The sequence below is a fragment of the Microlunatus parietis genome (assembly GCF_013407955.1).
GTDB classification, from domain to species: Bacteria; Actinomycetota; Actinomycetes; order Propionibacteriales; family Propionibacteriaceae; genus Microlunatus; species Microlunatus parietis.
This window is the reverse complement of sequence record NZ_JACCBU010000001.1, coordinates 4,906,451-4,920,223: the sequence shown is the minus strand read 5'-3', so window position 1 is coordinate 4,920,223 and position 13,773 is coordinate 4,906,451. Positions and strand designations below refer to the sequence as shown.

Sequence of the window (13,773 nt, the reverse complement as noted above, 5' to 3'; positions counted from 1 at the left end):
TTGTCGAAGGGCACGTCAGCTCAGCACGAGTTGAAGGTAGTCCAGGCCGGCCATGTAACTGGTCGAGTCCGGGTTCTTGCCGGTCACGTGCAGCACCAGGGTGTGTTTCCCGGCGGCGAGTTCCCGGCTGCCGTACGCGATCGGGTCGCTGATCTTGACCTCGGGTGAGTTGTAGGCGTCGAACGGTTCGCCGAGCCGTTCGCCGTCCAGGATCAACTCGTTGATCCCGTAGTCGCTGGCCAGGGTCTGGGCCCCGGTCAGCGCGTAGGTGCCGGCGGTGGCCAGCTCGAAGGTCAGCGTCACGGTCTGGTCGGCCGAGGTGGGCGTGAACCAGAGTTGCGCACCGCCGGACCAGGCGACACCGCAGCAGTTGCCCTGCACCTGCAGCGGCGCCGTCGCGGTGGCGTCGGCGAACAGTGACTCGGCCTCGATCCGCAACGTGTCGCCGGTCGTCGCGCTCACCTGGTCCGAGTACGGCCCGGCGTGACCGGCGGCGTCGACGGCCCGGACCCGGTAGTACCAGGTCTGCCGGACGTCGAGTTCGGCGTGCACGAAGCCGGGTCCCCGGGAGACGCCGGCCAGCGTGTCCTCCGACGGCGTGAAGCCGGCCGTGGTCGAGGCGTGCACCTCGTACCGGGGTGCGTAGTCGTCGTCGGTCGCCGCCGTCCAGGACAGCGTGACGGCCGTCGACTCGCCGGCGTCCGCGGTCAGTCCGGCCACCGGTCCCGGATCCTCGGTGTCCGGTGCCGCCGGCCGGCGGGACAGCGCCTGGTAGGCGGCGGCATGCCAGTTCGCGTCTCCGGTCGGCTCCAGGATCACGGTGATCGACGTCTTGCCGGCGGTCAGCGCGGCCGGCAGCGGGTGGCTGTCGTCCAGCCAGCGTCGCGTCGCGTTGCCCAGCGGCTGCCGCCAGAGGCCGGCGTCCTTGCCGTCGACGCTCACCCGCGCCGTCTGGTACGGCTCGGCCTGGTCCGACAGCCGGCGCAGTAGCACGCCGCGGTTGTCCTCGGCGACGGCGAGCGTGAAGCTGATCTTGCCCGTCGTGGCCCGGCCGTCCAGCGTGATCGGCTCGGCGGGCCCGTCGATTCCTTCGTACCGGCTGGTCGCGGTGATCACCTCGCCCGGCGCGGCCGCCGAGTAGTCGTGCTCGGTCTCGCTGGTGTCGTCGCCGACGTCCAGACTGTCGGTCCACTGCAGGGTGCGGTCGGCGCTGCCGTACCAGAAGGTCGTGGAGCCCGTGATCGCGTCGGCGTCGTTGCCCGGACCGTGCTCGATGCCGAACCTGATCATGCTCTCGAAGTCGATCCCGTCGGCGAGCAGCAACCGGTACAGCCCGGTGCAGTCGAACTCGCAGCCGCCGCCGGCCAGCTCGTGCGACGGGTTGCCGGTGAGCGGCGCGCTGAAGGTGCCGCGGTTGAAGTACCAGCCGCCCTCGTAGAAGTCCTCGGTGCCGGTGCCGTGCTGGTCCGGGCTCGCCGAGCCGTCGACGAAGAGCCGCTCGTCGCCCTCCAGGTAGTTGCGCTGATTGCCGGTCGGGATCAGGCCCTCGACGGTCTGCGCGACGCCCACCACGCGGCCGGTCCCGGTCGCCTCCAGGAAGAGATGATCAAGGCCGAAGGTGGCGTGCTCGCGGTTCGCGGTGGCCCGGAAGTGACCGACGGTGCCGTCGGCCAGCTGCTCGGCCCAGCCCGGGTCGTCCGAGACCGCGACCGACGAGGCGGCGCCGCGCAACTCGGTGTCGGTGCCGTTGTAGAGCTCGACCCGCGCACTGCCGGCGTACGGCATCAGCCACCAGGCGGTCAGCGTCCGGGTCTTGACGTCCATGCCGAACATCAGCGACTTCACCGGATAGAGCCCGAGCCCGCTGCCGAAGAACTCGCCGAGCGGCACGTCGACGGTGACCTCACCGTCGAAGGTGATCTTGAGCCGGGCCTTGGCCAGGATCTCGTCGGACAGCCGGGTCTCCCCGGTGGCCGCCGCCGTCCGCAGGTCGGGCCGGATCCAGCGGGCCTTCCGCGGGTCGAGCCCGGACGGCGACGGCTTCTTCGGCGCGGTCCGGGTCCGGTCGACCGGGGTCACCGCGAGCTGCGGCAGCTTGAGCTTGATCCCGGTCAGCGCACCGGCCGTGTCGGACTCGGCCAGCACCGCCGACGCGCCGGGCGCGATCTTGGTGATCTTGTCGATCGTCCGCGGATTCGGCTGCTCCGGCTTGGGATCCGCGGTCCCGGCGGCCCGCAGCGTTTCGATCACGTCGAGCGCCTGGTCGGCCGGGTCGAACGTCTCGATGCCGTCCGCGGTCGCGAAGGTGCGGTAGTTCACGTGGTAGAAGAACGGGTTGTGCTGGGTGGTGATCTTCATCCGGCTGCGGTACGGCATCGGCACCTTGACGTAGACGCCGCCGGAGCTCTGGTCGGCGTTGGCGACCAGCGGGTACGTGAACGGGGCGCCCAGCTTGCCGTCGACGAGGTCCTGCAGCGGCGCGTCGACGACCGTCTCACCGTCCAGCTCGATGGTGATCTTGCCCGTCTTGCTGACGTCGCCGCCGTCTCGGGTGAACCAGATCGAGGTGATCTCCCCGGCCCCGGTGTGGTCGGCGATCACGCAGCCGGCGTCGGTCTCGGCCAGGCACGAGTAGGTGCCCTCGAACCCGTCGTTGTTGCCGTCGGTGCGGTCGAAGCTGGAGAACTGCAGCGCCTTCGCGTCCCGGCCGATCTCGGCGAGCCGGTCGAGCCGGCGGAAGGTGTCCCAGCCGACCGTGCCGTGCCGGACGGCTTCGGCGGCCTTGGTCCTGGTCGTCGTGGTCGGTGGGTTCGCTGCCGCAGGCGCTGCCGTACCGATGACGAGCATCAGCACGAGGACGAACGTGAGCCGGCGGAGCCCGCGAGTGGAGTTCGGCATCGAACTGCCTCCTGGCCGTGTAATCGATTTCGAGCGATGCAACCGCATCCCCGGCCCGCCTGTCAAGGACCGGTCCGCATGCTCACCTCGGCTCCCGGCGCACCACACGAGTCCCGCCTCCGAACAAGGAGCGGAATTCTAACGGCCGACACTTCTGATGCGCATTCAATTCCTTTAGACCAATTCGCATTCCATACCGGCAGGACATCCGATATTCACTTTCCAGGAATTGCCCGGGCTTCACACCTCGGCCAACAATGGTTTCCGATCATTCATTCACTGCGGAAAGGCGGGAATTCATGAAGCGAATCGACGGGCCCTCGACCAGGAAGATCATCGCGCACGGAATCGCCGCAGGCCTTGCTGTGCTGGCTTTCAGCGCCGGCACCGCGACCAGCGCGAACGCCGGCGTCACCGCCGTGTACGGCCCCTATCAGGATTCGACGCAATGCTGGATCGACGTCGAGGCCGCGCACGAGAACGGGCAGACCGTGACCCAGGGTTGCCAATGGCGGTCGTACAACGGCCGGTGGGGCTATTACTTCACGGCCTACTGATTCCTGACCATCAGGAGCGTCATCGCGGACCGGAATCCTGATAGCTGACCTGCAGCAACTCCTTGTAGCGGGGCAGTCCCATCCCCTCGAAGCCGGCGACGTAGGAGTCCCAGTCGGTGTCCAGGCTCTTCGACCCGGTCATGAACTGGACCGAGCTCTGGGCGATGTAGCTCTCGATGTTGGTCTGCAGGGTGGCCAGCTCGCCGGCGTTCTCCGGTGCGACCCAGACGCTGTGGAACGGGAAGATCAGCGACCGGTCCTCGGAACCCTCGTACAGCTTGGTGGCCTCCTGCAACCGGCGTTCGTACCCGGCGGTGGTGTAGATGTCGTCCGACACCACCTGCCCGCCGCGGTACTCGCGCGTGTTGCGATACTGCGCCAGCGGCTGCCAGGCCGTGTTCTCCGGCGACTGCAGCACCTTGTACAGCGCCGGAACGCCTTCCACCAAAGGCTTGTCGCCGGGTCCGGGCTTCTCCCAGTCCTTCCCCTCGACGCCGAACACACCCTCGGTCTCGCCCTGGTCGGTGAAGAGATAGTCGAGCATCTTGATCGCGGCGATCTTGTCGCGCTCACTCGCCTTGTTGGTCAGCACGAACGTGGCGCCGGGCGTCGAGCTGACCGCGTACGAGGCGTAGGCCAGGCCCTGCGGCCCCTTCAGCGGCGGGATCGCGTTGTAGCCGGCGTCCCGCTTGTCCTTCTGTTCCAGGGTGATGAAGAACCGGGGATGCAGCGTCGGCACGCCGCCCAGGATCACGTCGCCCGGGTTGTCGGCCAGCTTCTGCAGGGCCTCCTGGTTCTGGCTCAGCGCGCCCTTGTCGATCAAGCCCTCCTCCATCAACTGGTGCAGGTAGCGCAGTCCCTCGCGCCAGCCCTCCTTGTCGGCCTGGATGTCGACCGTGCCGTCCTTCAGGACGACGGTGCTCTTGTTGTTGACGCCGGCGATGAACGAGCCCATGAAGTAGGGTAGGATGTCGGAACCGACCGCGGACGACAGCGGCACCTCGTCGGCTTTCCCGTTCCCGTTGGGATCCTGGGTCTTGAAGGCCCGCAGGACCGTACGGAACTCCTCGGTGGTGGTCGGGCTCTTCAGGTCCAGCTTCTTCAGCCAGTCGGTGTTCAACCACAGCTTGCCGGGATAGCTGCAGTGGTAGCAGTCGATCCACTGGCCCAGCCCGTAGATGTTGCCGTCGGGTGCGGTCGACATCGCCCGGTACTCCGGGTTCGCGTCGAGCTCGGCCTGGATGTGCGGCGCGTGTTCCTTGATCAAATCGTTGAGCGGCACCACGACGCCTTGATCACCCAGCCTCATCAACTCCGTCGGCTTGAACTGGTCCACCCACGGAATCAGCAGGAACAGATCGGGATAGTCCCCGCTGGCCAAGGAGATCTGGCGCTTCTCCGCGGCAGCCCCGGCGTCCCAGGTCGTGGTCTCCCAGCTGAACTCGATCCCGAACTTCTCCGCCATCTGCTGGGTGAAGGCGTTGGTACTGAGATCGGTGGTGGCACCCTGGGGCGCGAAGACCGACAGCTTGACCGGACCGTTCGGATCCTCGTCCTGCGGCGGCGCGGCCTCGGTGCAGGCCGCCAGCGAGAGGCTCGCAGCCAGCAGCAGCCCGACGGCGCCGGCGACACGATTGCGTGACATGAGTGCTCCTTTGCAGATTCGGTTGATCAGCCCTTGATCGCGCCGATCAGGACGCCCTTGGTGAAGTGACGGGCGACGAATGGATAGATCACCAGGACCGGCACGCTGGCGACCACGATGAGGGAGTACTTCAGCAGGTCCGACAACTGCTTCCGGTCGGCCTGCAGCGCGACATCGGTGGTGGCGGCCGGATTGTTGAGGATGAGGATGTTGCGCAACACCAGCTGCAGCGGCTGCAGGCTGCTGTCCTTGAGGTAGATCAACGCGTCGAAGTAGGCGTTCCACTGGCCGATCGCATACATCAGCGCGATCACCGCGATCATGGGCTTCGACAGCGGCAGCACCACCGACCACAGGAAGCGGAGGTCGCTGCTGCCGTCGAGTTCGGCAGCCTCGGCCAGCTCGTCCGGGATGGCCGAGCGGAAGTACGTCCTGGCGATGATCACCTGCCAGACGGCGATCGCGTTCGGCAGCAGCAGGGCCCACCGGGTGTCCAGCAGGCCGAGTTGCTGGACGACCAGATAGGTCGGGATCAGCCCGCCGCTGAACAGCATGGTGATCAACACCAGGGTCATGATCACGTTGCGGCCGCGGAAGCCGCGCCGGGACAGCGGATAGGCGATGGCGATCGTCAACGTGGTGCTGATCAGGGTGCCCGCAACGGTGTAGAACAACGAGTTCCCGTAGCCGGTGAGGATCTGCGGGTTGCTCAGCACCGCCTCGTACCCGCGCAGCGAGAAGTCGACCGGCCAGAGCAGCACGTGACCCGACGACACCGCGGCCGGGCTGGAGAAGGAGCTGGCGACGATGTGGACCAGCGGCACCAGGACCACGATCATGCCCGCGGTCAGCAGGACGTAGACCGCGATCATGAAGCAGCGGTCGACCAGGGTGTCCTTGATCCGGGTCGGCTTCACCGCGGTCGCCCTCACCACAGCCCGCTTCCACTGAGCCGCCGCGCCGCGACGTTCACGGCGAGCAGCAGGACCAGGTTGACCACCGAGTTGAGCAGGCCCACCGCCGTGGCGATCCCGAAGTCGGCATTGAGCAGGCCGGTCTTGTAGACGTAGGTCGCGATCACCTCGGAGTTCATCAGGTTGATCGGGTTCTGCAGCAGGAACACCTTCTCGAAGCCGACCGCCATGATGTTGCCGACGCTCAGGATCAGGATGATCATGGCCGTGGGCAGGATGCCGGGAATGTCGACGTGCCAGATCCGGCGCACGCGCGACGCGCCGTCCACCCTGGCCGCCTCGTACAGCGCCGGATCGACCGCCGACAGCGCCGCGAGATAGATCACCGCCGCGTACCCGGTGGTCTGCCAGACGTCGGACCAGACGTAGATGTGCCGGAAGTAGGTCGGATCACCCAGCAGATCGGGCGCCTCCACCCCGAAGAAGCCGAACGCCCGGGACACCAGGCCCAGTCGCGGCGCCAGGATCAGGATGATCATGGACACCACGACGACAGTGGAGATGAAGTACGGCGCGTAGGTGACCAACTGGACGGTGCGCCGGAACCAGCGGACCCGTACCTCGTTCAACATCACCGCGAGCATGATCGGCAACGGGAAGCTGGCCAGCACCGCATAGCCGGACAGGATCAGCGTGTTCTTGATCAACGTCCAGAAGACCGGGTTCCGGAAGAAGGCCTCGAAGTGGCGGGTCCCGACCCACGGACTGCCCCAGATCCCCTTGACCACGCTGTAGTTCTTGAACGCGATCACGTTGTTGACCATCGGGATGTACTTGAAGATCAGGAAGTACAGCAGCGGAATGATCACCAGCAGGTAGAGCTGCCAGTGCCGTCGGAACGTCTTCCGCCAGCCCGGCGCCCCGGCTCTCCGCACCCGGGCCCCGCCACCGCTCGGAGCCGGTCGCTGCGGTGCTGTCGCCGGCGGGTCGGCCGAGTCGCGCGCCGCTACCGCGTTTCGCATGTGCCTCCCTGCCCCCTGCGAACCGTCCCGCAGTGAACAAACGTTTGTTCACGCGTACTCGGGAACCATAGCATGGATACGCGAGCGAGCGTCCCTATGCACGGTTGGTTTTTCACGTAACGTGAAAAACTGGCGCTTTACCAGAGAAGTAGACCTGGTAAAGCGCCAGGAAAGTTGGTGGAGTGTGACGCGTGGGGCGACTGGCCGACTCAAGCCGGGCCGGCGACGGACTCCCGTTCGATCACCTCGGGTGCCACGTCGTCCACGAGCTGGTCCTCGCCGGGACGTCCGTCGAGCCGGCGGTGCAGCGCTTCGACGGCCCGCTCACCGAGGCGGCCCAGCGGCAGCTTCACGGTGGTCAGCGGCGGCCAGGTGTGGTCGGCGGTCCAGGCGTCGTGGATCGCGATCACCGAGAGGTCGCCCGGCACGGACAGCCCGAGCCGGCGGGCCTCGGTGAGCACGCCCATGGCGGCGTTCACGTTGCCGACCACGACGGCCGACGGCGGCTGGGCGGCGGCCATGATCGACTCCAGGGCGGGCGCCGCGTCCGGCACCGTGTAGCCGAACCAGGTGATCGACTTCGCCCGCAGCGGCAGCCCGGCGTCGCGCAGCGCGGCTCGGAATCCGGCCGCCCGCAGCCGTGCGGTCGGCAGCGACCGCAGCCCGTTGACCAGGCCGATCCGGCGATGGCCGTGCCGGATCAGGTATTCGGCGGCGATCCGGCCGGCGGCTTGATCATCGAGCATCACGCTCCCCTGCCGGCGCCGCATCCGGGAGTTGATCACGACCACCGGAGCCGTGCCGGCGATGGCGGCCAGCGATTCCGTTGTGTCGGCGTCGCGACCCTGCAACAGGAAGCCGTCGACCCGTCCGTCGTCGAGCAGGCGGGAGATCCGGGACTCGTCGGTCAGCGCCTCGGACCGGCCGAGCAGGACCGTGTAGCCGAGCCGGGCCGACGCCTCCTCGACGCCCCGCATGAGTTCCGCGAACAGCGCGTTGGTCAGGTCCGGCACCACCAACCCGATCGTGTACGTCCGCGCCGACCGGAGCGCCCGGGCCGCATGATTCGGCCGATAGCCGAGCCGGTCGGCCGCACGCTGGATCCGCTGCCGGGTCTCCTCGGTGGCCCGGGTCGCCGGGTCGTCGTTCAGGACCCGCGAGACCAGCCCGACCGACACCCCGGCAGCCGCCGCGACATCGACCAGACGTGCCATGGCGCGATGCTACCGAACGCCGTCGCACTGCTCCGCCAGTCGCCAGACCTGCCCGAGCAGCTGGTCCTCCGGACCGTCGCCGGTGCTGACGAAGTGATCGACGTACGGCCCGATGAAGGCCTGCCAGCGCTGGTTCGCCGGGTCGTCGGCCAGGGCCGTCATGGCGGCTGCGTAGTCGTCGCACTCGACCAGATGGAACAGGTCCGACCCGCTCCGCCAGATCGTCCAGTCCCGGATCCCGACCCGGGCGAACGAGGCGACGAGGTCGTCCGGGATCGTCAGATGGTCCCGTTCGTACGCCGCCTCGGCGCCGGGCTTCAAGATCGAATGCAAGGCCACCCGCATCGACAACTCCTCTGTGAGCAAACGTTTGTTCATGCTACGGTTCTGTTCCGTCCCGGGTCAACGGCAGCAACGGAGGTCGCGCGTGGACAGCACGGAGCCGCCCCTGCAGGGCATTCGGGTGCTCGACTTCAGCCAGTTCCTGGCCGGCCCGGTGGCCGCGTTACGGCTGGCCGATCTCGGCGCGACCGTGATCAAGATCGAGCGGCCGCAGGGCGGTGACATCGGACGCAAGCTGGCCTTCGCCGGCCGGTTCGCCGACGGCGACACGGTGTCGTTCCACGCCATGAACCGGAACAAGTACGGGATCACGGCCGATCTCAAGGATCCGGCCGACCTGGACCGGATCCGGTCCTTGATCACGACGAGCGACGTGATCATCCAGAACTTCCGGCCCGGCGTGATGGAGCGGATCGGGCTGGACTACCCGTCGGTCCGGGCCCTGAATCCCGCGATCGTGTACGCGAGCGCCAGCGGGTACGGCGATGCCGGGCCCTGGCGCGACCGGCCGGGCCAAGACCTGCTCGCCCAGTCGCTGGCCGGGCTGCCCTGGCTGAGCGGCTCCGCCGAGGCCGGGCCGGTCCCGGTCGGGCTCTCGATCGCCGACCACCTGACCAGCTGCCATCTGGCCCAGGGCGTGACCGCGCTGCTGGTCCGGCGATTCCGGACCGGCGCCGGCGGGCTGGTCGAGACGAGCCTGCTGGAGGCCCTGCTGGATCTTCAGTTCGAGCTGTTGAGCACCCGGCTGAACGACCCGACCGTCGCGGTCCGGCGCGGCGGCCGCTTCTCGGCGCACGCGTTCCTGCCCGCGCCGTACGGCACCTATCCGACCAAGGACGGTCACCTCGCGCTGGCCATGAATCCGGTGCCGGAGCTCGGCCGGCTGCTCGACCTGGAGTGGCTGACCACCCTGACCGACGAGGCGGCCTGGTGGGACCAGCAGGAGGCGATCGAGGAGGCCCTGGCCGAGCGGCTGCGGACCGAGATCACCGATCACTGGTTGAAGATCCTCGACGCCGCGGACGTGTGGTGCGCTCCCGTCCTGACGCTGGAGCAGCTGATCGAACATCCCGGCTTCGCCGCCGCCCGGATGACCCAGCAGGTCACCCGGGACGACCTGCGGTTGATCACGACCCGCAGCCCGATCCGGGTCGACGGCGAGCCGTTGACCAGTGACCGCGCCGCGCCGCGGCTGGGCGAGCACAACGACCTGATCGAGCAGGGGCGAGTCGGATGATCACGCTCCGTGGGATCACCTGGGAGCATCCACGCGGCTACGACTGCCTGGTCGCCGCCGCGGCGGCCTACCGTGACCTCACCGGAGTGGCCGTCGACTGGCGATTCCGTTCCCTGCAGGCCTTCGCCGATCAGCCGCTCACCGAACTGGCGGCCGAGTACGACCTGCTGGTGATCGATCACCCACACATCCCGGCGGCAGCAACCGAGGGCCTGCTGGCACCGCTGGACGGGCACGGCTTCGATGATCAACTTCGGGATCTGGCCGAGCACCGTGTCGGCCGCTCACACCTGAGCTACCGCCACGATGATCACCAGTACGGCCTGGCCACCGACGTGGCCGCGCAGGTCGCCGCCTACCGGCCCGACCTGCTGCCGGAGCCACCGCCGGACTGGCCCGCCGTCCTGGACCTGGCCCGGGACGGCCGGGTGCTCTGGCCGGCCAAGCCGATCGACGCGTACTCCAGTCTGATCACGGTCGCCACCGGACTCGGGCACCCGCCCACCGCCGAACCCGGCCGGTTCCTTGATCACGACGCCGGCTTGGAAGCGTTGGACCTGCTGCACCGGCTGGCCGAGCTGGTCCCGGCGGAGTGCCTGACCCAGAACCCGATCCAGGTCGCCGAAGCCCTCGCCACCGGTGATCGGTGGTGCTACGCGCCGCTGCTGTTCGGTTACACCAACTACAGCCGGGCCGGCTTCCGGACCCACCGGCTCCGGTACACCGACATCCCGATGATCAACGGCGCACCCGCCGGCTCGCTGCTCGGCGGCGCCGGGATCGCCGTCTCGGCCCTACGCCAGGCTCAGGGAACGTCGGCCGTGATCGACGAGGCGCGCCGGTTCGCCTTCTGGGTCGCCTCCGCCGAGGTGCAGCGCGGCGTCTACTTCGACGGCGGCGGCCAGCCCGGGCACGGGGCGGCCTGGGCCGACGACCGGCTCAACGCCGAGACCCTGGACTTCTTCCGCGGCACCCGAGCGACCCTCGAAGGTGCGTATCTGCGGCCCCGGTCCCTGGGATACATGGAGTTCCAGGACACCGCGTCGCCGTGGGTCACCGCGGCGTTGCGCGGGGAACTGACCGACGAGGAACTGCTGCGCCGACTGGACGAGGCGGCGGACCGGTGGCTGCGATGAAGACCGTTGATCGATTCTTCGAGGACTACGCCGTCGGGGAGTCCCGGACCACCCAGGGCCGGACCGTGACCGAGGCCGACGTCGTGCTGCACGCCGGCCAGACCGGCGACTTCTTCCCGCACCACCTCGACGCCGCGTGGTGTGCCACCCAGCCGTTCGGCCGCCGGATGGCACACGGGACCTTGATCATCTCGATGGCGGTCGGGATGACCGCCGGCGACATCAATCCGCAGGCCATGAGCTACGGGTACGACAAGATCAGGTTCGTCAAGCCGGTGTTCATCGGCGACACGATCACCGTCACGGCCGAGGTCACCGACAAGGCTGATCATCGCAAGGATCCGGCCCGGCTCGGCTACCTGCACGAGCTGGTCTCCGTGATCAACCAGGACGGCGAGACGGTCACCGTCCTCACCCATCTGTATCTGGTGAACAAGCGGGGCGAGCCGTCATGATCGACGACTTCGCCGAGATCAGTGACGCGGTCCGGATCACGCTACCCCGACACGCCCGGAGGCGGATCGGCATCATCGGAGCGGGCGCGATCGTCGACGTCGCGCATCTCCCGGCCTACCGCGCACTCGGTCTCGAGGTCGTCGCGATCGCCGACCTGGACCGCGCCAAGGCGGCGGACGTTGCGGCCCGGCACGGCATCGGCACCGCGTACGGCAGCGCCGAGGAACTGCTCGCCGACCCCCGGGTCGAGGTGATCGACATCGCCGTCACGGCCGCCGCGCAGCCCGCGCTGGCCGGCGCCGTCATCCAGTCGGGCCGACCGGTGCTGGCCCAGAAGCCGTTCGCCCCCGATGTCGCCACCGGACAAGGGATCGTCGACCTCGCCGCCGAGCGGAAGGTCGCGCTGGCGGTCAACCAGCAACTCCGGTTCGACGAGGGCATCGCCGCCGCGCACCGCATGATCGAACTCGGCTGGATCGGCGACGTCACGGCGATGTCGATCATGGTCGACATCCGGACCGCGTTCTTCGACGACTGGCCCTGGATGCGCGCACTGGACCGGGTGGAGATCACGTACCACTCGATCCACTACCACGACGTGATCCGCTGGTTCCTCGGCGACCCGGACGCCGTGTTCTGCGCCGCAGGCCGGCAGCCGGGTCAACCCGGCCGGGGCGAGACGCGGACCATCTCCACCTACCTGTACGGCTCCGGCGTCCGGGCCCTGGTCCACGCCAATCACGACAACCTGCACGGCGACAACAGCGCCACGTTCCGGATCGAGGGCACGAAGGGCGCGATCCGCGGCACCCTCGGTCTGCTGTACGACTATCCGCGCGGCCGCCCGGACACGCTGGAACTGCACAGCACCGTGCTGCCGACCGACGGCTGGCTGCCGTACCCGGTGACGACGCGGTGGATCCCGGACGCCTTCCGCGGCCCGATCAGCTCCCTGCTCAACCACCTCGCCGACGGCACCCCGCTGCGCTCCTCCGGCGCCGACAACCTCGGCACGCTGCGACTGGTCGAGGCTCTCTACACGTCGATCGACGAGGCGCGATCGGTCGAACTGGTGCCGGGCTGAGGGTCAGTCCGTGCCGTTGGCGATCTCCAGCAGGACGTCGGCGTGGCACGGACCGGACAGCGGGCACCAGCACGCGAGATCCTTCCCGGCCAACTCCGCCCTGATCTCGTCCCGCGACGGGTAGTCGAGGTCCGCGGACTCCGGATCGGCCAGGAACGCCCGGAAGCTCGCGACCGCCCAGTCCCGGTCGTGCCCGAGCTTGGGCTCGATCCGGAACGGGTTACCCCAGCGAGTCGGCCGGGCGACGACGACCGCACCCTCCGGCTTGCGCCAACCGGCGGCGCGCCGTAGCTGGATCCGTCGCGGGGCCATGATCACTCACGGTAGCAATCCAGTTCAGCGGGAGCGGAACACCGGCGCCCGCATGAACCGTGGGGTCGCGGCGGCATTGGGCGCGACGGCGTGGACCAGCCAGGGATGGATCAGCACCACGTCGCCCGGCCGCCCGGTCAGCTCGACGACCCGCAGCCCGACCCCGTCCACATCGGTCTCGCGCTCCATGAACCGGCGCCGCCGCTCGGCCGGGTCGCCCGGGGATCCCAGGTCCCGCAGATAGCCGCACTCGTCGTAGAGCCGGTCCGATCCCTTGAGCACCCGACCCTGTTGATCACGAGCGCGACCGCTCCCGTACCTCCCCACGAGGCGGTGCGACCCGGTGACCACGGGCGTCCCACCACCGCCCGGCCTCACCTCGTTGAGGAACGCGAACGCCTTGACCCAGCGCACCGGATCGCAATCGACGTCGAAGCCCCAGTCCTGATGCCAGCCCTCGTGCGGCAGCCGCCAGCCGGTCGGTCCGGGGAAGGTGATCAAGAAATCGCCCCAGTCGGACGGCCACTCCCAGCCTCCCTCGCCGAGCAGGTCGTCGACCATCGCCGCCAGCCGGTCCGTCAGCAGTTCCTCGAAGATCGGCGCAGCTCCGGCCTCGGCCAGCGGTCGTTTCCGGAACTCACCCCAGGTCGAGCGGTCCGCCCGGTCGAACCCGAAGTTCCAGCCCAGCACCTGCCAGACCAGGTCGCTCATCGCGGCGGCGGCCGGGCCGGGGAAGGCGCCGTCGACGCGGATGATCCCGCTGTCGCCGAACCCCATGCCTGACCTCCTCCTGCGGCTCCAACCAGGATCCGACCACGCTGCCGGACGCGCTGTCACCCGAGTTTGCTGGTCGCACACACGGGCCGGGCCCGGGCCGGGGTACGGAGCCGCCAGCCCAGGGTCGTTCGCACGGGCAGGGCGGAAGTGCCGAGCCTGACCCAGCCCTTCCCCTTCGA

13 protein-coding genes are annotated in these 13,773 nt (G+C 68.7%); 5 read left to right on the top strand and 8 right to left on the bottom strand.

The features are described from left to right. Positions 1-15: 15 nt before the first annotated feature. A complete protein-coding gene (locus tag BKA15_RS23630) occupies positions 16-2,898 on the bottom strand; it encodes a DUF2961 domain-containing protein (protein WP_179754945.1) in 2,883 nt (960 codons plus the stop codon). 299 nt (positions 2,899-3,197) lie between these two features. On the opposite strand from BKA15_RS23630, the gene BKA15_RS23625 reads away from it, so the two are divergent. After that, entirely contained in the window at positions 3,198-3,455 is a 258-nt protein-coding gene (locus tag BKA15_RS23625) for a hypothetical protein (RefSeq protein WP_179754943.1), read from the top strand. Positions 3,456-3,474: 19 nt separating this feature from the next. On the opposite strand, the gene BKA15_RS23620 is transcribed toward BKA15_RS23625, so the two are convergent. From BKA15_RS23620 to BKA15_RS23600, 5 genes are all read right to left on the bottom strand, one after another. Continuing rightward, entirely contained in the window at positions 3,475-5,100 is a 1,626-nt protein-coding gene (locus BKA15_RS23620) for a type 2 periplasmic-binding domain-containing protein (protein ID WP_179754941.1), read from the bottom strand. 26 nt (positions 5,101-5,126) lie between these two features. Then, a complete protein-coding gene (locus tag BKA15_RS23615; protein ID WP_312879235.1) occupies positions 5,127-6,032 on the bottom strand; it encodes a carbohydrate ABC transporter permease in 906 nt (301 codons plus the stop codon). Continuing rightward, on the bottom strand, positions 6,029-7,036 hold the full coding sequence (locus tag BKA15_RS23610; RefSeq protein ID WP_179754939.1) for an ABC transporter permease: 1,008 nt from the start codon (positions 7,034-7,036) through the stop codon (positions 6,029-6,031). The genes BKA15_RS23615 and BKA15_RS23610 overlap by 4 nt, the downstream gene beginning before the upstream one ends. A 209-nt stretch (positions 7,037-7,245) precedes the next feature. After that, positions 7,246-8,250 carry a LacI family DNA-binding transcriptional regulator gene (locus BKA15_RS23605; protein ID WP_179754936.1) on the bottom strand — a complete coding sequence of 335 codons (1,005 nt, stop codon included), beginning with the start codon at positions 8,248-8,250 and terminating at the stop codon, positions 7,246-7,248. A 9-nt stretch (positions 8,251-8,259) separates the two neighbouring features. Then, positions 8,260-8,595, bottom strand: coding sequence for an L-rhamnose mutarotase (locus BKA15_RS23600; RefSeq protein ID WP_179754934.1), 336 nt, complete (start codon positions 8,593-8,595; stop codon positions 8,260-8,262). A gap of 82 nt (positions 8,596-8,677) precedes the next feature. Here BKA15_RS23600 and BKA15_RS23595 point away from each other — a divergent pair, with 82 nt between their 5' ends. From BKA15_RS23595 to BKA15_RS23580, 4 genes are read left to right on the top strand one after another with little or no spacing between them, the layout of a single operon-like run. Next, positions 8,678-9,829: a CaiB/BaiF CoA transferase family protein gene (locus BKA15_RS23595; protein ID WP_312879234.1), complete on the top strand. Its 1,152-nt coding sequence runs from the start codon at positions 8,678-8,680 to the stop codon at positions 9,827-9,829. Next, complete coding sequence (locus BKA15_RS23590) at positions 9,826-10,965, top strand: extracellular solute-binding protein (protein WP_179754930.1); 1,140 nt, start codon at positions 9,826-9,828, stop codon at positions 10,963-10,965. The genes BKA15_RS23595 and BKA15_RS23590 overlap by 4 nt, the downstream gene beginning before the upstream one ends. After that, positions 10,962-11,420 (top strand): MaoC family dehydratase, encoded by a 459-nt coding sequence (locus BKA15_RS23585; protein WP_179754928.1) that lies wholly within the window; start codon positions 10,962-10,964, stop codon positions 11,418-11,420. Before BKA15_RS23590 ends, BKA15_RS23585 begins: the two co-directional genes overlap by 4 nt. After that, entirely contained in the window at positions 11,417-12,505 is a 1,089-nt protein-coding gene (locus BKA15_RS23580; RefSeq protein WP_179754927.1) for a Gfo/Idh/MocA family protein, read from the top strand. The genes BKA15_RS23585 and BKA15_RS23580 overlap by 4 nt, the downstream gene beginning before the upstream one ends. Before the next feature lie 3 nt (positions 12,506-12,508). Here the strand turns inward: BKA15_RS23580 and BKA15_RS23575 are convergent, their stop codons facing one another. Beyond that, entirely contained in the window at positions 12,509-12,817 is a 309-nt protein-coding gene (locus BKA15_RS23575; protein ID WP_179754925.1) for a DUF4326 domain-containing protein, read from the bottom strand. A 24-nt stretch (positions 12,818-12,841) separates the two neighbouring features. Beyond that, positions 12,842-13,594 carry a phytanoyl-CoA dioxygenase family protein gene (locus BKA15_RS23570; RefSeq protein ID WP_179754922.1) on the bottom strand — a complete coding sequence of 251 codons (753 nt, stop codon included), beginning with the start codon at positions 13,592-13,594 and terminating at the stop codon, positions 12,842-12,844. Positions 13,595-13,773 lie beyond the last annotated feature (179 nt).

Bases quoted from the DNA above. Each gene is read 5' to 3' on its own strand.
- BKA15_RS23630 (WP_179754945.1), bottom strand. From the start codon at position 2,898: ATGCCGAACTCCACTCGCGGGCTCCGCCGGCTCACGTTCGTCCTCGTG.
- BKA15_RS23625 (WP_179754943.1), top strand. From the start codon at position 3,198: ATGAAGCGAATCGACGGGCCCTCGACCAGGAAGATCATCGCGCACGGA.
- BKA15_RS23620 (WP_179754941.1), bottom strand. From the start codon at position 5,100: ATGTCACGCAATCGTGTCGCCGGCGCCGTCGGGCTGCTGCTGGCTGCG.
- BKA15_RS23610 (WP_179754939.1), bottom strand. From the start codon at position 7,036: ATGCGAAACGCGGTAGCGGCGCGCGACTCGGCCGACCCGCCGGCGACA.
- BKA15_RS23605 (WP_179754936.1), bottom strand. From the start codon at position 8,250: ATGGCACGTCTGGTCGATGTCGCGGCGGCTGCCGGGGTGTCGGTCGGG.
- BKA15_RS23600 (WP_179754934.1), bottom strand. From the start codon at position 8,595: ATGCGGGTGGCCTTGCATTCGATCTTGAAGCCCGGCGCCGAGGCGGCG.
- BKA15_RS23590 (WP_179754930.1), top strand. From the start codon at position 9,826: ATGATCACGCTCCGTGGGATCACCTGGGAGCATCCACGCGGCTACGAC.
- BKA15_RS23585 (WP_179754928.1), top strand. From the start codon at position 10,962: ATGAAGACCGTTGATCGATTCTTCGAGGACTACGCCGTCGGGGAGTCC.
- BKA15_RS23580 (WP_179754927.1), top strand. From the start codon at position 11,417: ATGATCGACGACTTCGCCGAGATCAGTGACGCGGTCCGGATCACGCTA.
- BKA15_RS23575 (WP_179754925.1), bottom strand. From the start codon at position 12,817: ATGGCCCCGCGACGGATCCAGCTACGGCGCGCCGCCGGTTGGCGCAAG.
- BKA15_RS23570 (WP_179754922.1), bottom strand. From the start codon at position 13,594: ATGGGGTTCGGCGACAGCGGGATCATCCGCGTCGACGGCGCCTTCCCC.